This is a genomic window from Sphaerospermopsis sp. LEGE 00249 (assembly GCF_014299995.1).
Lineage (GTDB): Bacteria > Cyanobacteriota > Cyanobacteriia > Cyanobacteriales > Nostocaceae > Sphaerospermopsis > Sphaerospermopsis kisseleviana.
On the sequence record NZ_JACJUZ010000014.1, the window covers coordinates 12,488 to 35,438 of the forward strand.

Genomic DNA, 22,951 nt, shown 5'->3' on the forward strand with positions numbered 1-22,951 from the left:
AAGAAACGAACCGCAAAGGACGCAAAGGACACGAAGGAAGAGAAGTTAAAGAGGGTTTTTAATTTATTCAAATACAGGTGGCCAAATTTCAGAGATGTTTATTTCCCAACCAGGAAATAATTCGGGAATGGTTAATTTGTCATCTCCTGTTAATGTTTCAATTTCTCCGTTGGGACGATATACGCTTACGGTTCTTTCATCAGGATTAATTAATATGCCGATTTTTGCACCTTGTTCTAAAAAGAGTTTAACTTTATCTTCTAATTTTCCGATTCTATCAGTTTTTGATTTAATTTCTACCACCAAATCAGGAACTAGGTTTCCAAAGTCTCTAACTGTGCGTTTTAATCTGGAAGCAACAACAAAGGAAAGATCGGGTGCGCGGAGGTCGGTGTTTGGCATAATAAAACCACCGCTAGAGTCAAATATTCTCCCTAAGTTCCGGGGTTTAATCCAGTTACCTAATAATCTGATCAATTCTGCACCTATTTCACTTGATTCAATATCTGATGGTCCCATAACTAGGAGGTTTCCTTCTTGCAGTTCTATTTGATAGTCTTCTTGTTCTTTGGATAGGTTTTGTTGCAGTATTTCTACATCTTTTATTGTTAGCTGCATGGGGTTTTCTCCTTATATATGTATGATTATATTCTTCCTTTGCGTCTCTGCGTCTTTGCGTGAGAATTGAAGATTTAAGAAACGAACCGCAAAGAACGCAAAGGACACGAAGGAAGAGACGTTAAAGAGGGTTTTGGGGTGGATATTGTTTTAATACTTGTTGCAGATATTTTCCTGTGTAGGAACGTTGATTTTTTGCAACTTCTTCTGGTGTTCCCGCAACAATAATTTCTCCTCCTTTGTCTCCTCCTTCTGGTCCTAAGTCTATTACCCAATCTGCACAACGGATAACGTCTAAATTATGTTCAATGACTAAAATCGAATTTCCTTTATCCACCAATCTTTGCAAAACATCTAATAATTTATGAACGTCGTAAAAAGACAACCCGGTTGTTGGTTCATCTATTAAATATAATGTTTTCCCGGTTGCACGTCGAGATAATTCTGTTGCTAATTTCACCCGTTGCGCTTCTCCTCCTGATAATGTGGTGGCTGGTTGTCCTAATTGTACATATCCTAATCCTACATCTACTAATGTTTGTAGTTTGCTAACTGCTTTGGGAATGTTTTCACAAAATGCTAATGCTTCTTCTACTGTCATGTTTAAAACGTCAGAGATTGATTTTTCTTTGTATTTAACTTGTAGGGTTTCTCTGTTATATCTTGCTCCTTTACAAACTTCGCATTGTACATAAACGTCTGGTAAAAAGTTCATTTCTATGACGTTTACTCCTTGTCCGCTACAAGCTTCACATCTGCCACCTTTGACATTGAAGGAAAATTGTCCTGGTTTATATCCTCTGGTTTTGGCTTCGATGGTTTGGGAAAATACTTCTCTAATAACATCAAAAACTCCTGTGTAAGTTGCAGGGTTTGATCTGGGTGTTCTGCCTATGGGTGATTGATCTATAACTATGGCTTTATCCACACAGTTTAATCCTTTAATTTCTTCTATTTCTTTTGGTAAGGGTACTCTTTTTAAAAGATGATGTTGTAAAGCTGGATATAGTAATTCATTGATTAATGTTGATTTTCCTGAACCAGAAACTCCAGTAACAGCCACCATTTTTCCTAAGGGAATTTCTACATCTATGTTTTTTAAGTTGTTACGATGGGCGTTTTTTATTCTTAAACTTCTACCGTTTCCTTCTCTTCTTGTTCCAGGGGTATTAATTACTCTTTTTCCTGATAGGTAAGCACCTGTTAAAGAAGCTTCCGCATTTAACAAGTCTTCTATATTTCCCTGAGCAATAATATTTCCCCCATGAATACCCGCACCAGGTCCAATATCAACTATATGATCTGCTTCCCGAATAGTTTCTTCATCGTGTTCGACAACTATTAATGTGTTTCCTAAGTCTCGTAATTTGGTTAAAGTTTTTAACAAACGTCCGTTATCTCTTTGATGCAAACCGATACTTGGTTCATCCAAAACATACAGAACACCTGTTAAACCAGAACCAATTTGTGTTGCTAATCTAATTCTTTGTGCTTCTCCTCCTGATAATGTCATTGCCGGACGATCTAAGGTTAAATAATCCAAACCTACATCTAATAAAAATTGTAATCTAGCTTTAACTTCCCGTAAAACTAAATCAGCAATTTGCATTTGTCGGGGGCTTAATTTTAAATGTTCTACCCTTTCCCGACATTCCCGAATTGACACACTCGTTAAATCTAAAATTCCATATTGTCCTAATTTCACAGCTAAAGCTTCCGGCTTTAATCTTTTCCCCCCACAAACTTCACAAGGTTGATCTATTAAATATTCTTCTAATTTCTGCTTAACTAATTCTGTTCCTCCCTCATATTGCCGTTGCAAAATGGGAATTACACCTTTAAAACTCTGCTTTCTCTGTGTCTCTGTGGTTCGTTTCTCCTCTCCATGTAAAACAATTTGTTGCTGTTCTCTGGTTAAATTCTTCCATTGAGTTTGTAACTCAAATCCATAATCTAAACCCAGTGTATATAATAGCTCTAAATAATAGGAATTTTCCTTTTCTGACCAAGGTGCGATCGCTGCATAAATCGGTGCTTCGGGATTAGGTATCAACAATTCTTCAGAAAACCTTCTTAAAGTGCCAATTCCATGACAGTGAGAACAAGCACCATAGGGAGAATTAAAAGAAAACAAACGTGGTGATAATTCTTCCATTACCGCACCATGTTCTGGACAAGCAAAGTTTTCTGAAAATACCATTTCTGTGGGTAATTCTTGTTCCGAAATACCTTGACTTTCCCCCCCATTTATTATATACTTACTATGTTGTCGCTCCTGCGCTGCTTTATTTAATGTATCATTTAATACCTCAATTACAGCGATTCCGTGAGATTGCTTGAGACAGGTCGTGAGAGAATCAACTAAACGTTCTTGTATACCGTCTTTTTTGACGAGCCTGTCAATAACCAGTTCTATATTATGTGTAATATTTTTATCCAATTCAATGGAATCTGAGAGTTCCAAGACCTCTCCATTGACCCTGATCCGAACAAAACCTTGAGCGGCTAAACTAGAAATTAGTTTGCGGTGAGTTCCCTTTTTCCCCCTGACGACGGGTGCGAGAATTTGAAAACGGGTGCGGTCAGGAAGTGCAAGGATGCGATCGCACATTTCGTCAATGGTTTGGGGGGAAATAGAGCGATCGCAATGGGGACAATGGGGTTCACCAGCACGGCCATAAAGTAACCGCAGATAATCATAAATTTCCGTTACAGTTCCCACTGTAGAACGGGGGTTGTGGGAAGTTGATTTTTGGTCAATGGAAATGGCAGGACTTAAACCCTCGATAGATTCCACATCGGGTTTATCCAACTGACCCAAAAATTGCCGAGCATAGGCGCTCAGAGATTCCACATAACGCCGTTGACCTTCTGCAAAAATCGTATCAAACGCCAAAGAAGACTTACCCGAACCAGAAACACCAGTAAACACAATTAACTGATCGCGGGGTAATTCCAAATCAATATTTTTGAGATTATGCTGCCTAGCACCCCGAATGCGAATAGTATTTTGGTTGTTTTGGGGATAGGGGAGGCGATCGCTCAAATTTGTTGCTAGGTGTTCTGACATATTGACAGAGGGAAGGTTACACAGTGAAACAGTCCTTAATAATAACGTAATTTTCTGATCTTTGAGATTTTCCCTCGTTTCTGCCTTTGTGTCCTTTGCATCCTTTTGTCTTGCCATAACGACAATTTTTAACGCCGACCTATTTAGGGGATGCTGAATAAACCAAAAAGCCTGACAATATTTTCCTAGTATTTTTGCAGAAACTTTTGGAAAGTATATCTGTCACGCTGTTTAAATATCTGAAAACCTACATACTTACCCATGTCTGCTATTGCTCAAGGTATTCCCGGACTACCAGATTTAACACATCCTGATGAATTAATCAAGTTTGGTACCCAACTACTTCAAGGTTCACTATTGTTTGTATTTTTAATTGTAGCCTTGGGAGTGGCGATCGCTCTCATCAGTTTTTCCCTGAGACACAACACCAGTGAACAAGCTGTTTTCTTTGGGGAGTGGTCCATTCGTTATTCCCAACTTCTCAAAGGACTACAACATTTAGCCTTGATTTTAATTTTAGTAGTTACGGGATTTTTCCTCACTTCTACTTTAAGCAACCGTTACCATCACTGGGAACAAGCAAAAGTAGCACAAGTAGCGGAAAGTGTAGCAGGTGATAAATTAGAACAAATTGCGCCCCAAGTGCGTTACATTATCGAAGAACCTTATAGCTATACTACTCAAGTTAACGGCAAAATAGTCAAGGTGACAGATAAACAAAAAGTTACTCGCTATTTAAACTTAGCAGGTTCAAATATTCAAGTTAAAATTGACCAAAGTGTGAACGTGCAAAATCGCAGTGCCATTTATAATACAGATTACACTGCTGATTATAAAATTGTCAATTCACTAAGTGATGTTAATAGTTTTTTCTTTGAAGCACCACCACCCTACGGTTATTCCTTACTTTCTAGTTATCAAGTAGAAAAAGATGGAACAAGATTAAAACAAATAAACCCTGGTGATTATGGTTTTCCCTTTCGCTTAGAACCAGGACAAGAAACCACAATTAAAGTTAGCTATCAAGCGCAAGGTGGACCCCGTTGGGTTTATAATGCCACAAATCAATTACTTTCTCAATTTCGCCTCACAACAATTGCTAATTTTAGAAATGCTGATTTTGCTAGTGGGATAGTTCCTCATGAAATTAAAAATGATGGTGACAGTACCCAATTTACTTGGATATTTGATGAAAATGTTTCTGTAAGAAATCCCTTTGGTGTATTTACTGCCACCAAACCAATAGGAAAAACTGGGATTATACCCCGGTTATTACTGTTAGCACCAGCCTTATTTTTGTGGTGGATATTGCTTTTATATTTGTCCCTACCCATGAGTTTAAAAAATTTGGCGATCGCTGCGGGTATTTTCTTTGCTTGCTTATTAACTTTAACCTATATGGCGCGGGTAATGAATGCAGAAATAGCTTGGTTAATGATTTCATTAATCTTACTTGGTTTCATCTATGGTTTAGGTACAAATCGTCACGCTGCTTTAGCCGCCATTATTTGTACTATTGCTGGAGCAATTTTACCTGTATTTGCATTATTAATTCCCTTTAGTGGTTTAACGTTGAGTTTGGCAGGTTTGTTATCAGTCGGGTGGTTAGCAATACATCATTGGTATAGACAATTGATAATTGATAATTGATAATTGATAATTGATAATTGATAATTGACAACTATCAAATTCAAGGTTTAAAACCTTAAATTTGCATAAGCACCAAACCTTTGTAGGGACAATTCATGAATTTTCCCTACGATAATTTTCACCAGAGATATGATCAAATCGGATCTCTATATATTTATGGCATTTTGGCAGATATTTGCAGTGTTGCATTGCTATCCTAGATGCGCGAATGTCTTTGTGCGATAATTCCGACTTGCAGAATCCCTCGGTGTATAACCGGGGGTCTTTTTTTTGGTATCAGTTTCCACCACTATTGAAAATTGACCACAAAACTGCACTCCTAACTTCTAAATTATCATCATCATACTTCATTCGACGTAGAAAGCATAAATCAAAACCCTTTCCTTTCGATAGAGTGCATAGGTTTGTGAGCAAGATAAATTGATATCAAGACTAGTCCACATTCCAATGTCTTTGATTCTATCCTCTGGTGACTGACCTTCGCTGGAGGTGATTTTTTGTAAGAAGTCAGGAGTCAGGAGTCAGGAGTCAGGAGTCAGGAGTCAGGAGTCAGGATATTAAAAATAAATTTCTTCCCTGTTCCCTGTTCCCTATTCCCTATTCCCTGATTTACAGCTATGAAAAAGCGCCAGGGAAAGCGGATTAAAATCTGGCGCATAGATTCCATCAGTTGTGTACGTGTTATAAACAAAGTGTAGATAACAGTAATAAAATCCAAGTTTCTTGATCTTTAAGAAACTTTTTGTTAGTTACGTTATCAGTACCACTAAAATTTTACTACCAAAAAAACAACAGTTTTTCTAACAGTTTCAGTGGCACACCAGTTTGTATTAGAATCATAGTCCATTTATTCAATCTTCATAATTAACTTATTACTTCTTAATATCAGCTATCAGCTATCAGTTACCAGCTATCAGTTGACAGTTAGCCGTTTTCAATGTTCACTGTTAACAGTTGACTGTAAACTGTTCCCTGATTAATATATGATGAATAAATTAACACCTAAAAACTGGATAATTATTCAACAGAGATTAACACCTTATCTATTTTTATTACCAGCTTTAGTTTTATTAAGCTTAACTGTTTTTTGGCCTGCGCTGCAAGCATTTTACCTCAGCTTTACCAGCTATCAAGATATTGGAGAAGCGCCTAAATTTATCGGTTTTGACAACTTTCTGCGTTTATGGAAAGATGTTGTTTTTTGGAAAACCTTAGAAAACACCTTTCTCTATCTTGTTGGAGTTGTGCCAATTTTGGTAATTACTCCCTTGATTTTAGCGATTTTAGTAAATCAAAAATTGCGGGGTATGAATTGGTTTAGAACTGCATATTATACACCTGTAGTCATTTCCATGGTTGTTGCAGGTATAGCTTGGAAATGGTTGTATGCAGAAAACGGTTTATTAAATCAATTCTTGAAAACTTTAGGTATATTTCCCGAAGGAATTCCTTGGTTAACAAGTCCAGAGAAAATATTAGGAATTGTCCCCATTTCTTTAGCTAGTGTAATGGCTGTAACTATTTGGAAAGGATTAGGATATTACATGGTAATTTATTTAGCGGGATTGCAATCTATTCCTGCGGATGTTTATGAAGCAGCAGCAATTGATGGTTCAGATGGTATTCGCAAACATTTAGATATTACCATTCCTTTAATGCAGCCTTATTTAGCTTTAGTAGCGGTAATTTCGGCGATTTCTGCCACTAAAGTCTTTGAAGAAGTTTATATTATGACAGGAGGCGGACCTCTGAATAGTTCTAAAACAATTGTTTACTATTTATATGAACAAGCATTTAGTAATTTAGAATTTACCTATGCTTGTACAATTGGCTTGGTGTTATTTTTAATCATTTTAGGATTATCACTTTTGCGATTAGCAATTAATCAGCAAGATGGTAATTTGGGTGTGTAATTAGGGGTTGCTGAAAATTTTCAGCAAACCTTAATTATTTCGGCACAGACCAAGAACGAACTTGACCAAAGTTTCTCGTTCCCAGTCTCCGGCTGGGAACGAGAGATTTTTATCCCCTTCTCCTGATAGGAGAGGCGTTGGGGGTGAGGTTCTAACCTTTCTCCCGTCAATAATTGAAACGCACCGGCAATATTCAACTTACCTAATAAACAGCGTTCCGGTTCTTCCACTTCTTCCGGGTTACAGGGAATAGCACTATTTAAAATCGCTTCCCGCACTGCTTCAGCGTTGGGTTGTTCTCCCCGTTGTTGCCCCTTGAAAACAACTGCGTTCTAAGTCGGCTGCACCATCAAGGATAGCAATTTTAATGCGAGGGTCGCCTTTTGTGCGTGTCCAAATTTGGGAAATTCCAGGGATGTCAGTAAGGTTAGGCATGGTTTTGATTGTGTTGTTGTAATTGATGTTATGATTATGGGTGAAAAGTCTAATTTTTTAAAATTCTTTAAAACTTAATGCCAGCTAAAGATATTTTTCATGATGCTGTTAGGATAGGGTTAGAAAAAGACGGTTGGGTGATTATAGATGATCCTTTAAGAATTCGCTCGGGTAGGGTTGATATGCAAATTGACTTGGGAGCAGAAAAAATCATAGGTGCTGAAAAAGGAGAGGAAAAGATTGCAGTTGAGATTAAAAGCTTTATTAGTTCTTCCAATATTTCGGAATTTCATACCGCTTTGGATCAATTTCTTAACTATCGTCTTGCTTTGAAAGATCAGCAACCTAACCGTTTTTTATATTTAGCAGTTCCTCTGGGAGCTTATCAAACATTTTTTAACTTGCCATTTGTAGAAACCGCTATTGAGCATTTCCAACTCAGCTTGGTGGTTTATGACCCAAACCATGAGGTGATTGTAACATGGAAAAAATAGAACAATATCGTACATATATCCAAACTTTATTAACTGAATATGCTCAGGGAAGTCCATCGGATCATGAGGTAGAAACGCAACTGATTTTTGACAAGGAACGGGATCATTATCAGGTTGTTTATACAGGTTGGAAAAATCGCCGACCGATGTATGGTTGTGTTTTGCATTTGGATATTAAAAATGGCAAGATTTGGATCCAATATGATGGAACTGAAATTGGTATAGCAGATGAGTTAGTTAAATTAGGAGTGCCAAAATCAGATATTGTTTTAGCATTTCATGAACCTTTAGTGAGACAATATACAGGTTTTGCTGTTGGTTGATTTTTACATAAGACTTTCATGTAGATTTTACATGAATTTCACATTATTATTGGAAAATTGATGCAATGGGGACTCAAACCGAAATTGCCAACAAGATTATTGATAAAAAAGCAGATTATGTTTTAGCACTCAAGGCAAATCACCCAACTCTCTACAATCAGGTAAAACAATGGTTTGAAACAGCATCTTCACTCTCTTTTCAAGGTATTGATGTCAGTTATGACCACCGCATTGAAAAAGGACATCACCGTACGGAAATCCGTCAAGTTTGGTCTGTTCCAGTTTCGGCTCTTGGTGAACTTTACCAACCCAAAATCTGGGCTGGACTCCAAAGTGTAGTGATGGTTGTTCGGGAGCGTCGTCTTTGGAATCAAACTACTCGTGAGGTTCAATTTTATCTCTCTTCTTTACCCAGTGATGCTCAACTTTTAGGTCGAGCCATCCGTAAACATTGGGGAATTGAGAACCAAGCTCACTGGATTCTTGATTGTACTTTTGCTGAGGATTCTTGTCGTATTCGCTCTTGGAACAGCCCCCGAAATTTTGCTCTTTTACGACGCATTGCTCTCAATGCTCTTAATCGTGAACAAACTTATAAACGTAGTCTTCGACAAAAAATGAAACGCACTGCTATGGATAACGATTACATGATTCAAGTTCTCAGTTCTTGTTTCATTGACTCTACATTAGATTCCGAAAAGCCCTTATGTCAAGCCTGATTGAGATGCTCTTACCCTGCCCTAAGATGTAGTTATCATTAATTGTCAATTATGGATTTTGCCTGATGATGAATATGGGTGATTTCACAGATTTGATACCTTATCAGTAGATTTAAAAACTCATTGGTGACAATATTTAAACTGAAGATAACTCAAATAACCATTTCAAATTATTTACTCAATTAACAAAAAGATACATACACAAGCATCATCTCATGTCTTCCTTGGGATATACCTGAGATAGAAAGACTGAAGAGAGATATATTTTGGTACAAATGTGGGGTATGGGTTATGGTAAAAATGAATATTTCCGAGCTAGAGCAGATTGATAAGTTTCGTAACTTACAATTAACTTTGCGCGATCGCTGGAAAACTAGCGAATTATTTGACAACAGTGAAGCGGATATTTTAATTGTTCCTTCTTTAAGTATCGATCAACGGGAACTGCAAAAAATAGCAGGGTGCGAACATTATGAAGAAAGATTGCTATTTTCTTTAATCCGGTTGCGAAATCCCCGCAATAGGTTAATTTATGTAACATCAATGCCCCTACATCCTAGCATTATTGACTACTATTTACAACTACTACCAGGAATACCATTTTCCCATGCTCGTCATCGTTTATTACTACTTTCTACTTATGATTCTTCCCTAAAACCGCTCAGTCAAAAAATCTTAGAACGGCCGCGTTTGATAGAAAGAATTCGTCAAGCTTTGCGGTTAGATAAAGCTTTTATGACTTGTTACAATTCCACATTTTGGGAAGCAGAATTATCACTAAAATTGAATGTTCCTTTGTATGCTGCTGCACCAGATTTACAAATTTGGGGGACAAAAAGCGGGAGTAGAGAAATTTTTCATCAAAGCAATGTACCCCATCCAGATGGTAGTAAATTAGTTTGGAAATGTCAAGATTTAGCAACAGCAGCAGCTAATTTATGGGAAAGTCAACCAACATTAAAACGGATGGTTGTGAAACTAAATGAAGGTATTTCTGGAGAAGGAAACGCGCTTTTGGATTTGCGTCCATTGCTAGATGTTGCACCAGGGAAAAGTTCCCACAGTGACAGAGTAGAAAAAATCAGTAATAACTTTACAAAGTTGCGCTTTCAAGCTACACAAGAAACTTGGGATAATTTTTCTCAAAGAATCCCAGAATTAGGCGCAATAGTAGAATCATTTATAGAAGGTGAAATCAAATTTTCTCCTAGTGTTCAAGGACGAATCACACCTGATGGTAAAGTAGAAATACTCTCCACCCATGATCAAATTCTTGGCGGACCTGACGGACAAATTTATCTCGGTTGTCGGTTTCCTGCTGATGAAAAGTATCGAGTACAATTACAGACTTTAGGTTTACAAGTAGGTAAAAAACTAGCAGAAAAAGGAGCATTAGAAAGATTTGGTGTTGATTTTGTCGTAGTTGATCAAGGTAATGGTAAATGGGATATTCAAGCAATAGAAATTAACCTCCGCAAAGGTGGAACTACTCACCCTTTTATGACTTTGAAATTATTAACTAACGGACGCTATGACTTGTCCACAGGTTTATTTTATAGTCAACAAGGAAAAGCTAAATATTACGTCGCTACAGACAACTTACAAAAAGATCAATATCGGGGATTATTACCTAATGATTTAATGGATATTATTGCCCATCATAGATTACATTTTGATACGGGTACTGAAACAGGAACAGTATTTCATCTCATGGGTTGTCTGTCTCAATTTGGCAAATTAGGATTAACAAGTATTGGAGATTCTCCCCAACAAGCAGAAGAAATTTATAACAAAGTTGTCAAAGTTCTGGATCAAGAAACCAGTGACGAACATAATAGTTATAACCTGTTTTCAGATTATGCTTTTCCCATTGCTGGGGATACTTTTAGTTATTAATTTAGGAGTCAGGAGTCAGGAGTCAGGAGTCAGGAGTCAGGAGTCAGGAGTCAGGATAAAAATATCTATTCCCTATTCCTTATTCCTTATTCCCCATTCCCTATTCCCTATCTTAAAATTTAGCGCGTAACTTACCTGAAAAACCGAGCCAAAATTACACCTAACTGCACACTAAAAACTCCCAAAATCGCACTACCAAACCAATAACCAGTAGTAGTTAATAAATTACCACCACGCATTAAAACCAGAGATTCTAAACCATAAGTAGAAAAAGTTGTATAAGCACCTAAAAAACCAGTAGCTATCATTAAACGTAATTCTGGGGAAATTATCGCTACCTTTTCTACTGCCAAAGTTGTAAAAAATCCCATTCCTAAACAACCGCTAACATTAATAAAAAACGTACCATAGGGAAAACTTGTACCAAATCTGGATGCAAACCATAATGTTAAATAATAACGACTTAAAGCACCAGCGATCGCCCCTAAACTCACAGCTAACGCTTGACGCAAATTAGGATCTTGTAACATAGCATTTACAGCGTGAAACCCGTACTGGTGGGAGAGGTTTTCATCACTGTACACCATAGTTGAACTCGATACAATCAGAATATAGCTAAACCAAAGCTATTATCTAGTACAAATTAAACAAAATCATGCAGATTAACAGGAGAAAACTACTATGGGAAATCAATTCAAAACTGCTGCTTTATTAGCCGCCCTTAGTGGCTTATTAATAGCCATTAGTTATTGGGTAATTGGTGGTACTAGCGGTTTAATGATCGGCATCGGTTTAGCAGCAGTTACCAACTTATTTTCTTGGTATCAATCTGATAAAATTGCCTTAGCAGTTTATAACGCCCAACCTGTCAGCGAAGCCCAAGCACCGGGACTTTATCGCATGGTGGAAAGACTATCAAACCGTGCTAATATTCCCATGCCTGGAGTGTACATTGTTCCTGGACAAACTGCCAATGCTTTCGCTACCGGCAGAGATCCAGAACACGCTGCTGTTGCCGTTACCGAAGGTATTTTAAACATCTTACCAGAGGAAGAATTAGAAGGCGTAATTGCCCACGAACTCACCCACATTATTAATCGTGATACCCTCACCCAAGCCGTTGCTGCTACTGTCGCAGGTGCGATATCTTTCCTCGCCCAAATGTTAAGTTATAGCCTTTGGTTTGGTGGTGGTTCTAGAGATAATAATAGGGGTGGTAATCCTCTAGGAGTGCTATTAACAGTCATGCTTGCACCTATAGCAGCCACAATTATTCAATTAGCAATTTCCCGCACTAGAGAATTTTCTGCTGATGCTGGTGCTGCCAAATTAACAGGTAATCCCCGCGCTTTAGCTAAGGCTTTACAAAGACTAGAAGCCACCGCTAGACAAATGCCTTTAAATGCTAATCCAGCCTTTGAACCATTATTAATTATTCATCCTATTTCTGGGCAATTTTTAGGTAATTTGTTTTCTAGTCATCCTGCTACAGAAGCCCGTGTAGAAGCACTGCTGAAAATAGAAAGAGAGTTGGCAGGTAGTTATTAATTTGTACATTAATTTCCCCTTCTCTCGTTCCCAGTCTCAGACTGGGAATGCCTTCCAGGAGGTTCTACCTCCCATCATATCGACATTTTGAACCTCAACCTAGAAAACCAGAAATTAGCGGTAAACGTTTATGATTGGGGGTTTTTCCAGCCGTCATAAGCAGCAATGAGAACATTTACATAAAGATTATCAGCAAATTCTTTAATTGCTTCAATGCCACCCGCTTTTAATGCACCTATTACCCGTTCCTTCATCTGTGGATTTTTATTGATACCTTTAACCGCTACCTCGATTTCTGCTTGAGTATCTGTAGGTATATCAGCAGGATAGGATTGATTGAGGATTTGGAGTAGTTGTTGAATCTCACCAGCAGAGTCCGCTAGGTTTGGCTTGGGATTAATAATCTGATCTCCCATAACCTTACCTGCTACTCCTGTAGCTTCTTTAATATTCATTTCTACTTCGACATTACGAGTGAAATCATTACTGTTAGTCATATTTTTATTCTCTACTTTGTTGTCAACTTGAACATTTATAGGTTGATTAGCTAATAGTTTAACAATTTCTGTCATATCTGCACTTTGTTGACGATAAATAACTATTTCATTATCTTTAGCTTGTAATTCTGCTTTATATTTTTCCTCTATTGCTGCTAATGCTAATTTATAATTTTGATTAAAATCACCATGAATCTTTTCCTTATCAGCGCCTTCAGAAACAGCAACCTTAACAACAACTACCCCATCACCTTTATTTCCAATACTCTGGATAGATAGTTCAGTATCTTCATTGTCATTCTGCACCTTGCCAAAAGCATGAAAAAAAGCTTGCCAATTAATCCCATTTCGGAAAATGAAATCAACAGTATTTAAAACCTCCTCAAATAATTTTGTAAATTCTCCTGGTTGAAATTCCCCACTACTAGGACGGCGTTCACGGTCATTTGTTTTTGGTTTGGGATTTTCTAAAAGATAGACAAAACGACAATCAACATTATCTAATACAGTCGTACTTTCAATATTCCAAGCTTCCAGACAAGCACCAGTCATTTGAGCATGGGTGAAATTAGTACCAACCGCTTGAGTAAAAGACAGGTTAGCCCATTCTAAATAAGCTGCTTGAAAAGTTGCTTCTATAATATCAGCATCTTTCAAATTAGCCTCTGTCAAATCTGCACCTATCAAGTTTGCACCTCTGAGGTTTGCACCAACATAAGATTTATTTCTACCATTGAGAGTAACGAGCAAGTTGAGAACTGCGGGGTTAGCTAGTATAGTATTACCTGGTCTAGCAAAATCAAGTTTTTTGGCTTCATAAAAACGAGTGCGCGTTAAATTTGCCTTTCTGAAATCTGTATTTTTCAGAGTTGCTTTGGTAAAATTTGCCTCAGTTAGATTAGTATTAGTAAAAATTGTACCTCCTTTTGCGGTAAAATTAACACACATTTTCCAAATCCAAGCAAATTTTTGATCGCATTCTATCGCTGCATTACTAAAAAAATAACCCCAAACTGCACCAAAAATACCCCCAACTATTCCGCCAAACCATTGACCATTACCGAAATCTTTAATAATTTTTTGAACCTTAATATCTCCTATATTTGTCAGTAGGTTTTCTACTAATCCCCCCATTTGATTGAAAACAATTACTATCAGAAAAACCATTCCAGTAAAAGTAACCAAGGCCATTCCACCAAGTTTAGCATCAGGTTCATCCACAGCGGCTGCTGGAGCGCCAAAAAAAGCTACAGCTAAGATAACTCCAATAGATAAATAAATATTGATAGTGATAGCAAAAGGTTCAAAATAATTATTTAATATAGTACGTACTATACTAATAAAAATAATTGAGTAAGGAATAACAAAAATTGCAGTCAGCTTTTTAGAAAACCAAAAATATATATTAAAAGTAATAATAATTGCTGACGTAAATCCTGATAAACTGGATATTATGAATGATAGTGCTAATAAAATAAATATCCAATGAAACTTTAATCCTGCTTTGGCATAGCTAAAGTTTGCACCTGTTAGATCAGCACCCGTAAAATCAGCACCTTTAAGGTTAGCATTGGTAAAATTTGCACATTTCAGGATAGCATTGGTAAAATCTGCACCTCTAAGATCAGCTTTCCTAAAGTTAGCTTTTGTCAAGTTTTGACCTTTAAAAGAGCGTCCTCGGAGATTTTGACCGGAATAGTCTGGCAGCATAATCGCGTCAGCAAGAATTTACCTATTACATAATATACATACTTGCTGGTCTTTATTCCTGTTTTTGGCGAAATTCGCAGAAATTTATTTGTCTGCTGTACTCAAAGCAGCTAAAAAATTAACCTTTGGAAAAATGCTTAATCGTTTTTTGTCCCATAAGCATTCGACCCCACCCCTGTGTCCCCTACCCTCAAGAGGGGAGGTTTTGCGTTAGCAAAAACGGGGTGGGGTTCTTCAAGATTCATTCGTCATTTCAAACAACTTCTAATAATTATGGGCATAACTAGCAACTTTCCTATCAACTAACACAAGATTATCTACAGCATATTTAATAACTAATGATTCTTGTGTTGCATGACAAGAACTCTTTAAAACTCGCGTTTTCACCGCATCTTTCACCAGTTTAGCCTGATAAGTATAAACAGAACCAGCAGGATTTTCATAAGTTAGCTCTGCTAACATTGTATTATTATCCATACTTTGCTCTAAAATTTTACCTGCTACTTTATTATTAAACCAATTCCATCCTTGACTAAAAATCATTTCTCTTTCTAAAACCTGTAATACATAGGGCAAAATTCCCCAGCCTCGATAAACTTTATGCAAAATTTGAATATCACCAGTCCGAGTTAAAATTGATCTGAAAGATTCTTGATCTAGTACACCATAATATCTTGCTTCTGGTAAATCTATAGCTGTGGGTGCAAAACGATGTCCGCCAAAATGGCTGGATCTCCAAATTCTTACATGATCAAATTGCAATTCAGAAATAGTATTTTTAGCATGAAAATAAAAAGGGTTGCCATATCTCGCACAACATTGATCATGGCTACCATGTGTACAAATTAAAATATCTCTGGTAACGCTATTTTCTACCTGAAAATCAGGATTTCCACCGGATAACCATTTCCGTACAACTCCCGCTACTTGTTCAATATTTGGTAACTTAAATTCTTGTTTGCGGTAGCCATGACTTAAACCTTCTTGTTTTTGATAAATTAATAATGTTGTTTCTTTTACTCTATGAGAGTCATCATTAGCAATTAACAAAAATCTAATTGGTAATTTTCTACCCTGCACTTCTGCAACTAAAATCCGCAAGTTGTCAGGAATCCATTTAGAAGTAAATGCTTCTGACATCCAAGGAGTAGGACATTCTACTAAAATATAAGTTTGGTAGTTGGTTGCACTACCAATAATTTCTTCTCCTATTTGTCTTGAGTAGTCTGAGCAAAAAAACTTATTCATATCATTTTTTCCCAAGAATTTGTTGTATGGACAAAGATAAATAAACAGTAAAATTGTGTCTCTAGCTACTACTTTCAGTGTTTTTTGATGTTCATAGATTTAGCAATTCAAGACATATTCTCACTTTATAAGCTTCTGGTTTTTTCCAGTCTTTCCGGTTAATAAATCCTTTCTTTACAAAACTCAGCATCTATTGATTTAATTGGGTTTAAATCGCTTAAATTTTAATGCTTTGTATCTTATTAATATCTTGCCTATGTATATGTATGTGTATACATAAAAACATACTGTCAACAAGTCCTATTGTATCAATCATTGTCTCCATAATGATAAAAATTCTCAACAAACAACAAAAAAATATAATAAACCAAGTTATGGCAAGGCGCATGGGAAAAATGCGCCTGTCATCACCCCAAAGGTAGAATTTAAGGAAGTTATGGCAGTTTTCATCTGTTGTTTCTCCCGTGGTGCTGTACTTGCTGTTCATCAAACACAAAGATGCTGAAAGCCTTGTAATGCTTGATTTTTAAATTTATGTATCAACAGTAACAGAATTTAAACAAAAAAGCAAGTAGACGCTCACATCTTTTTTTTTGCTAAGTTTTCTCATTATATCTAGGTTACATCAAGCGAATCATGATTTATTATCATAATCATTAAGTTTTTCATTAGATTTTTCAATCACATAAATAACCAAGAGGTTATATTACAAAATATTGCTATTTATTTAAAACTTTGTATTTTTAAACAAAATGTCAAAAATGATCTTCACATTTAAAACTATAGCCAATCATAAAAAAATAGATATTTCTATACAAAATTCCAAATCTAAAATCTAAAAGTTTAAATCTAAAAGTTTAAAACTATGGCTGTCGCATATTTCTCTTTTCATGGTGACTTAAATTATTTTTTACCCAAGCATCAAAAGCAGGTAAAAATCAAGTATAATTTTGAGCAAAGAAATTCTATTAAAGATACAATCTAATCTTTGGGAGTTCCTCATCCAGAAGTTGATAAGCTGATGTGCAGCTAAACTGTATAATGAATTTCATCGTTGTGAAAATTGCGCCCAAATTTATTGGAAAGGGTCACACTATACACGACTGCAAAATTTTATTAACGAGATAATGGGGAATAGTCATAGTTAATCGGTAATGAGTCAAACTGTTTTTCTATCACCAATTACCAATTACCACTTATCAATTATCAATTATGGCATTAATATTAGCTCTTGATTTTGGTGGAACTAAACTAGCAGCAGCGACAGTAGAAGCAGGTTCTAGAGAATGGTTGCGTCATGAAAATAGACTCTCACCTGCAAATGCGGATGCTTTAAGTGATATAGAAATTATGCGATCGCTCATTGATTCCGTATTAGATCAACGCAAACCCGATGCCATTGGTGTTAGCTTTGGTGGACCAGTAGACGCAGACACAGGAATGGTGAGACTTTCCCATCATGTACCTGGTTGGGAAAACATTCCCCTCAAACTCTTGCTAGAAGAAGAATATCACGCCCCAGTCAGCATAGATAATGATGCTAACGTAGCTGCAATTGGTGAACATCGGTTTGGTGCAGGTCAAGGATACGACAGCTTATTTTACATTACCATTAGTACAGGAGTAGGCGGAGGTTGGATACTCAACAATAAACTCTGGCAAGGTGCGGGAGGAATGGCCGGAGAAATTGGCCATATAGTAGTAGATCCCACAGGTCCAGTATGCTTATGTGGAAAACGCGGATGTGTAGAACGTTTTGCATCTGGTCCTTATATTGCCCAAAATGCCAAAGAACTCTTGGAAAAACAACTGCCTAATTCTGGAGGAGGTACAAGAGGTGACATACTTAGGCAGTTAGTAGGTAATGATTTAAACTTAATCACCGGGCAAATAGTCAGTGTAGCCGCATCAAATGGAGATGAACTAGCAAAAGCGATATTATACAAAGCTGCTTGGGCGCTAGGTGTAGGTATTGGTAATGTTGCCAACTTAATGAACCCGCAAAGATTTGTCTTAGGTGGTGGAGTGACAAAAGCTGGGGATAGTTTTTGGGCAACTGTACGCAAAATAGCCCAGGAAACGGCTTTACCAGAAGTGAATTTTGAAGTAGTGCGGGCGGTTTTGGGAGATGATGCGCCATTGTGGGGGGCGGTAGCTTTAGGTTTGGATGTAATGAGGTAATTATTTTGTGAAGTAATTATTTTCAGATTATCCAATGCGATCGCCTATTATTTACCTGTTATTTAAATTTGAAATTTTGAATTATTTACGCCAAAATTCACAATTTCAAATCTAAAATTCAGTCAGATAAATCACACGCTATACTAAAATTTAATCCCTTATTTATGTTTCCTATGGTTGTAAGTGCTTCCACCACCAATATCACCTGGGAACTCTTACCCGAAGACTTCATTTTAGACGATGAACCTGTGGATAATGTCAACCAACCGAGTCTAGCAGCAGCATTAACGGAAAGTTTAGAACTCGCGGGTAAACTGCCAGAAACCGCTATAGCTACCACTAATTATGGCATCTGTGCCACCGTAAATGGCAAATTTGTCATCAAAGCCCCTGACTGGGCTTACGTGCCGCAAATTACCGTACCTAGAGAGCAAATTCAACGCAGATACACCCCCCATAAACAGGGACAAATTCCTGTAGTGGTCATGGAATTTCTTTCCGATACAGAAGGAAGTGAATATTCCAGTAAACGCACCTATCCCCCAGGAAAATGGTTTTTTTATGAACAAGTTTTACAAGTTCCTAACTACATCATTTTTCAACCAGACACCGGAGAATTAGAAGTACATAATTTGCAAGAAACCGGATCTTATAAATTACGTTCCCCTGATGATAATAACCGTTATTGGTTAGCAGAAATGGAACTATTTATAGGTGTTTGGCAAGGAAAGCGTGAAAACCGTCAAGGTTACTGGTTACGCTGGTGGGGTCAAGATGGTAATTTGTTACTTTGGGGTTCTGAGTTAGTACAACAAGAACGACTTGCTAAAGAAGTCGCCTTAAAACGCCTTGAAGAATTAGAAAAACGTCTGCGAGATGCTGGCATTTCTGATTAAATTTGTTTTAAATGTGTTCATATTGTTCACATAAATTAACCATAAATTCAAAAATATTAAATCCCCGACTGCTGGCAAAAGTAGGGGATTTTTTATTTTTTAATCAGTAATTAAGTAAGCATTCAGCTATCAGCCTTTAGCAGTCAGCTTTTTCCAGGGTACTCCCAAACCCACTATTTGATAATCTACTGATTTATCAAACATTTCAACCTATACTTTCTGCCTGCTGCCTCCTGTAAGGGCGTTCGCGAAGCGTGCTGGAAGCATCAGCATTCGGACGAACAATTATCAATTTTTATCACAATTTTCTTGTAAGGGCGAAGCATTCGGGCGAACAATTATCAATTTTTATCACAATTTTCTTGTAAGGGCGAAGCATTCGGACGAACAATTATCAATTTTTATCACAATTTTCTTGTAAGGGCGAAGCATTCGGACGAACAATTATCAATTTTTATCACAATTTTCTTGCAAGGGCGAAGCATTCGGACGAACAATTATCAATTTTTATCACAGGTTATTTTCCGAATGCTTCGCCCCTACGACTCCTGAATTTTTACGTAATTAACATCTTTCTCAATCTTACAGCTACTTTAGATACAGAAGATCATCTAATGAGAGATTATGCTACTTTGTGGTTAGGAAAACAACCATGCTCCTCATTATTTAAGTTTTTCTGACATCGTTGATTTCTTAATAATTATTTAGTTGTAAAAGTAGACAATGATTTTCAAAATTGAATCAGAATTTTAACTTTTAGATTTAACAGAAGTTGGTAAGTGCAGATATACCAACTAACGTTAGAAATCAAAGTTATTGCGTAAATCCTGAAATCCTCATTTTTACAACTTCAACAGGATCACCATGACTATTCCTCTACTAAAATACGCTCCATCCAGCCAAAACCAAAGAGTTAAAAGTTTTGAAATTCCTGGAGAAGAATATCCAAGAATTTACACTACAGAAGGAACACCAGACACAGCAGAAATTGATCAGTTAATTTGGGCTGCTTATCGTCAAATATTCAACGAACAACAAATTCTAGTTAGCAACCGTCAATTAGCCCTAGAATCCCAATTAAAACACAAAAGTATTACTGTTAGGGATTTTATTCGGGGATTGTTATTATCTGAAACATTCCGCTTACGTAACTACAACGCGAATAACAATTATAGATTCGTGGAAATGAGTATACAACGAGTTTTGGGCAGGAATGTTTACAGTAAACAAGAAACAATGGCCTGGTCTATTGTGATTGGGACTAAGGGTTTACAAGGATTCATTGATGCACTGCTAAATAGTGAGGAGTATCAAACCAATTTTGGTGATAATACTGTTCCCTATCAACGTCGAAGAATTATTGCACAACATAGTAGAGGAGAGTTACCTTTTAGCCAATTTCCTCGTTATGATCAATACCATCGTCAACAACTAGAGAACTTTGGATATTTCCAAGCTAAAGCACCTGTAGGACATTGGTGGAAGCAGCACAAACCTCCTTACAATCCAGTTTCTTTATTGATGTCATCACCTCTTTTTTTCATAGAACATCTCGTCTTTTTTGCATTCATAGTTTATGTAATTCTCTCCTATTATGGTGTAGTTAGCTTGTAATATTACCATGCAATTGGTAATTGGTAATTGGTAATTGGTAATTGGTAATTGGTAATTGGTAATTAGATTATAAATCTTCCCAGTCACCAGTCACCAGTCACCAGTCTAACCTGCTATTTCCTGTTCTTCTCGCCATAATTGATATAACCGATTTGCAGGAATTGTTAAATACAAAATATCACCTGCACTTAAATTAGTTTCTAATAAATCCCAACCGTGTAAAGTTTGGTGATTTGTCTCTACATATAAAGGTACAAAATCCGCATATCTAGCTACATCTTTCACCCATTGACCACAAAAAGGATGATTAGGAGTAATCAAAGTTGCAAAAGCCACCCATAAATTATCACCTATAATTCCATTACCAATAATTCTCCCTCCCAACGCAGCAGCAGCAAAAGCCGGTGCAGCTAATTCTGCGGGACTTAATACAGCTTCAAAATCAAATACCTGTTTTGCCATCCCGGCAAAATCAGGATCAGCATAGTGAACAATTACCGGAATTCTTGATATTAAACTTTTGGCTTTGAGGGCAATTTCTAAATTAATAGCATCGTTATTAGTAACAGCTAAAACTGCGGACGCGGTATCTATATTACTGGTTTGTAAAGTTGTGCGAAAACTCGCATCTGCCAAAATGACAGGAATACCCATTCCCCTAGCAGTATTGACATATCTATTATTAGCATCTGTTTCAATTACTACTACTTCATGTCCACTGGTATGAAGTTGTTGCATAATTTTAATGCCAATGCCACTTAAACCACAAACAATATAATGATGACGTTGGGGAATTCTGGCAGCATCCCAAAATTGTTTGAGACGAGTTCCTAATACAAAATCGGTTAACATAGCATACCAAATACCAAAAACTATAGCTCCTGCCAACATCATAAAAATGGTAAATAATTTAATATTATTTGGTGCTTCTTCTACAACTTTATCATTACCACCAGCACCAGTAATCATGCCCACAGCAAAATATAAGGCATCAACAAAGGAAATATTTAATTTAGCATAAACATAGGTAAAAGTGGCGATCAAAATAATGACTACTAATGCTATAGCCATTGCTATTACTGATTTGGCGTGTTTTTGAAAATGGCGAATACTGGTGAAAATTTTAATCAGTTTTCTTGCCCATGATTTGCGGGTGTGGTTGATGCGGGGTTGAGTGCCAATAATGAGGCGATCGCCTACTTTTAAATGTTGTTCTGCTAACACCGCTGACACTAAATTAATCTTCCCAAAAACAGGTAAATAATAAATCAGCATCCGTGATTTATCTTCCCACAAATCACTTATTTTTTGACCACGCCAAGGATGATTTTCATCAATATATTCTTCTTGAATTGGCCAAGTTTGCTCAAATAATTTGATTTGTCCTATGGCTTTATTTCCTAAAGCTGCAAATGTAAATACTGGTGCAGCCAACCCCACAACACTCATACTTAAATGATCTATAAGAGTGTGATCTAAACGTTCACCTAAATTAGTATTATAAAAACGGTTGATAATGCGAATATTAGGATTTAGTACCCGTGCTTGCATCATCACTGACAAATTTACTGCATCATCAGCAGTAGCAATCACTAAAGTATGTGCCTGGTCAATTCCTGCTGCTTGCAGGGTAGAAGCTGCACAAAATTCACCAATAATTACATCTCCCGTTGCTTCACCAGCTATGGGTCTGCGATGAATACCAACAACTAACGCACCCTGTTGTCTCAACAAACGAAAGATTTTATATCCAGTCCGTCCTAAGCCACAAACAATAATTCGAGGTTTCATGAAATAGCAGCATAATTGTAATAATTCAGGAGTCGTAGGGGCGAAGTAGGGGCGAAGCATTCGGAAAATAACCTGTGATAAAAATTGATAATTTATCGCCCGAATGCTTCGCCCTTACCAAAAAATTGTGAGCAAAATTGATAATTTATCGCCCGAATGCTTCGCCCTTACCAAAAAATTGTGAGCAAAATTGATAATTTATCGCCCGAATGCTGATGCTTCCAGCACGCTTCGCGAACGCCCTTACAGCAGTCAGGAGTAAAATTTTTTGATGTAAATATTTTTCACTGGCTTGTTTACTTCATTTACCTGTAATAATCTGTATGAATCTCTATTTTTGCCTGATTT

At 36.9% G+C, this 22,951-nt stretch carries 19 protein-coding genes and 1 pseudogene; 12 read left to right on the top strand and 8 right to left on the bottom strand.

The features are described from left to right. Nucleotides 1–63 precede the first annotated feature (63 nt). Both H5968_RS07075 and uvrA read right to left on the bottom strand, forming a co-directional pair. Entirely contained in the window at nt 64–618 is a 555-nt protein-coding gene (locus H5968_RS07075) for a Uma2 family endonuclease (RefSeq protein WP_187039364.1), read from the bottom strand. 121 nt (nt 619–739) lie between these two features. Beyond that, the gene (gene uvrA / locus H5968_RS07080) at nt 740–3,688 is read right to left on the bottom strand and encodes an excinuclease ABC subunit UvrA (RefSeq protein ID WP_187039418.1); all 2,949 of its coding nucleotides are present in this window, start codon (nt 3,686–3,688) and stop codon (nt 740–742) included. A gap of 261 nt (nt 3,689–3,949) precedes the next feature. Between uvrA and H5968_RS07085 the strand changes: the two genes are divergently transcribed. Together H5968_RS07085 and H5968_RS07090 are read left to right on the top strand one after the other, a co-directional pair. After that, nucleotides 3,950–5,338, top strand: a complete 1,389-nt coding sequence (locus H5968_RS07085; protein WP_187039365.1) for a UbiA family prenyltransferase — start codon at nt 3,950–3,952, stop codon at nt 5,336–5,338. A gap of 986 nt (nt 5,339–6,324) precedes the next feature. After that, complete coding sequence (locus tag H5968_RS07090) at nt 6,325–7,251, top strand: carbohydrate ABC transporter permease (RefSeq protein WP_187039419.1); 927 nt, start codon at nt 6,325–6,327, stop codon at nt 7,249–7,251. A 20-nt stretch (nt 7,252–7,271) separates the two neighbouring features. Here H5968_RS07090 and H5968_RS07095 read toward each other — a convergent pair whose 3' ends face one another. Both H5968_RS07095 and H5968_RS07100 read right to left on the bottom strand, forming a co-directional pair. Then, a complete protein-coding gene (locus tag H5968_RS07095; RefSeq protein WP_187039366.1) occupies nt 7,272–7,529 on the bottom strand; it encodes a hypothetical protein in 258 nt (85 codons plus the stop codon). A gap of 4 nt (nt 7,530–7,533) precedes the next feature. Further along, on the bottom strand, nt 7,534–7,686 hold the full coding sequence (locus tag H5968_RS07100; protein WP_187039424.1) for a hypothetical protein: 153 nt from the start codon (nt 7,684–7,686) through the stop codon (nt 7,534–7,536). A gap of 77 nt (nt 7,687–7,763) precedes the next feature. Here H5968_RS07100 and H5968_RS07105 point away from each other — a divergent pair, with 77 nt between their 5' ends. From H5968_RS07105 to H5968_RS07120, 4 genes and pseudogenes are all read left to right on the top strand, one after another. After that, nucleotides 7,764–8,180: a XisH family protein gene (locus tag H5968_RS07105; protein ID WP_187039367.1), complete on the top strand. Its 417-nt coding sequence runs from the start codon at nt 7,764–7,766 to the stop codon at nt 8,178–8,180. Beyond that, nucleotides 8,168–8,503 (top strand): XisI protein, encoded by a 336-nt coding sequence (locus H5968_RS07110; protein ID WP_187039368.1) that lies wholly within the window; start codon nt 8,168–8,170, stop codon nt 8,501–8,503. The genes H5968_RS07105 and H5968_RS07110 overlap by 13 nt, the downstream gene beginning before the upstream one ends. A gap of 56 nt (nt 8,504–8,559) precedes the next feature. Then, nucleotides 8,560–9,222 (top strand): annotated as a pseudogene (locus H5968_RS07115) (ISAs1 family transposase); the annotation flags it as partial. Between the two features lie 291 nt (nt 9,223–9,513). Continuing rightward, complete coding sequence (locus H5968_RS07120; protein ID WP_187039369.1) at nt 9,514–11,118, top strand: peptide ligase PGM1-related protein; 1,605 nt, start codon at nt 9,514–9,516, stop codon at nt 11,116–11,118. Nucleotides 11,119–11,249: 131 nt separating this feature from the next. On the opposite strand, the gene crcB is transcribed toward H5968_RS07120, so the two are convergent. Continuing rightward, on the bottom strand, nt 11,250–11,648 hold the full coding sequence (crcB, locus tag H5968_RS07125; protein WP_187039420.1) for a fluoride efflux transporter CrcB: 399 nt from the start codon (nt 11,646–11,648) through the stop codon (nt 11,250–11,252). Between the two features lie 151 nt (nt 11,649–11,799). Here crcB and H5968_RS07130 point away from each other — a divergent pair, with 151 nt between their 5' ends. Next, complete coding sequence (locus H5968_RS07130; RefSeq protein WP_096566555.1) at nt 11,800–12,666, top strand: zinc metalloprotease HtpX; 867 nt, start codon at nt 11,800–11,802, stop codon at nt 12,664–12,666. A 128-nt stretch (nt 12,667–12,794) separates the two neighbouring features. Here H5968_RS07130 and H5968_RS07135 read toward each other — a convergent pair whose 3' ends face one another. Further along, on the bottom strand, nt 12,795–14,873 hold the full coding sequence (locus tag H5968_RS07135) for a pentapeptide repeat-containing protein (protein WP_187039370.1): 2,079 nt from the start codon (nt 14,871–14,873) through the stop codon (nt 12,795–12,797). 264 nt (nt 14,874–15,137) lie between these two features. Beyond that, nucleotides 15,138–16,121 (bottom strand): sucrase ferredoxin, encoded by a 984-nt coding sequence (locus H5968_RS07140; protein WP_187039371.1) that lies wholly within the window; start codon nt 16,119–16,121, stop codon nt 15,138–15,140. An 865-nt stretch (nt 16,122–16,986) separates the two neighbouring features. On the opposite strand from H5968_RS07140, the gene H5968_RS07145 reads away from it, so the two are divergent. The 5 genes from H5968_RS07145 (at nt 16,987) to H5968_RS07165 (ending at nt 20,812) form a co-directional block, all read left to right on the top strand. Beyond that, nucleotides 16,987–17,106 carry a hypothetical protein gene (locus tag H5968_RS07145; RefSeq protein ID WP_187039372.1) on the top strand — a complete coding sequence of 40 codons (120 nt, stop codon included), beginning with the start codon at nt 16,987–16,989 and terminating at the stop codon, nt 17,104–17,106. Nucleotides 17,107–17,155: 49 nt separating this feature from the next. After that, nucleotides 17,156–17,269, top strand: coding sequence for a Mut7-C RNAse domain-containing protein (locus H5968_RS26085; RefSeq protein WP_187039421.1), 114 nt, complete (start codon nt 17,156–17,158; stop codon nt 17,267–17,269). A 64-nt stretch (nt 17,270–17,333) separates the two neighbouring features. After that, complete coding sequence (locus H5968_RS07155; protein ID WP_187039373.1) at nt 17,334–18,302, top strand: ROK family protein; 969 nt, start codon at nt 17,334–17,336, stop codon at nt 18,300–18,302. Nucleotides 18,303–18,475: 173 nt separating this feature from the next. Then, the gene (locus tag H5968_RS07160; RefSeq protein ID WP_187039422.1) at nt 18,476–19,198 is read left to right on the top strand and encodes a Uma2 family endonuclease; all 723 of its coding nucleotides are present in this window, start codon (nt 18,476–18,478) and stop codon (nt 19,196–19,198) included. Between the two features lie 864 nt (nt 19,199–20,062). After that, nucleotides 20,063–20,812 (top strand): phycobilisome rod-core linker polypeptide, encoded by a 750-nt coding sequence (locus H5968_RS07165; RefSeq protein ID WP_096566547.1) that lies wholly within the window; start codon nt 20,063–20,065, stop codon nt 20,810–20,812. Between the two features lie 105 nt (nt 20,813–20,917). Here the strand turns inward: H5968_RS07165 and H5968_RS07170 are convergent, their stop codons facing one another. Further along, a complete protein-coding gene (locus H5968_RS07170; RefSeq protein ID WP_187039374.1) occupies nt 20,918–22,603 on the bottom strand; it encodes a TrkA family potassium uptake protein in 1,686 nt (561 codons plus the stop codon). Nucleotides 22,604–22,951 lie beyond the last annotated feature (348 nt).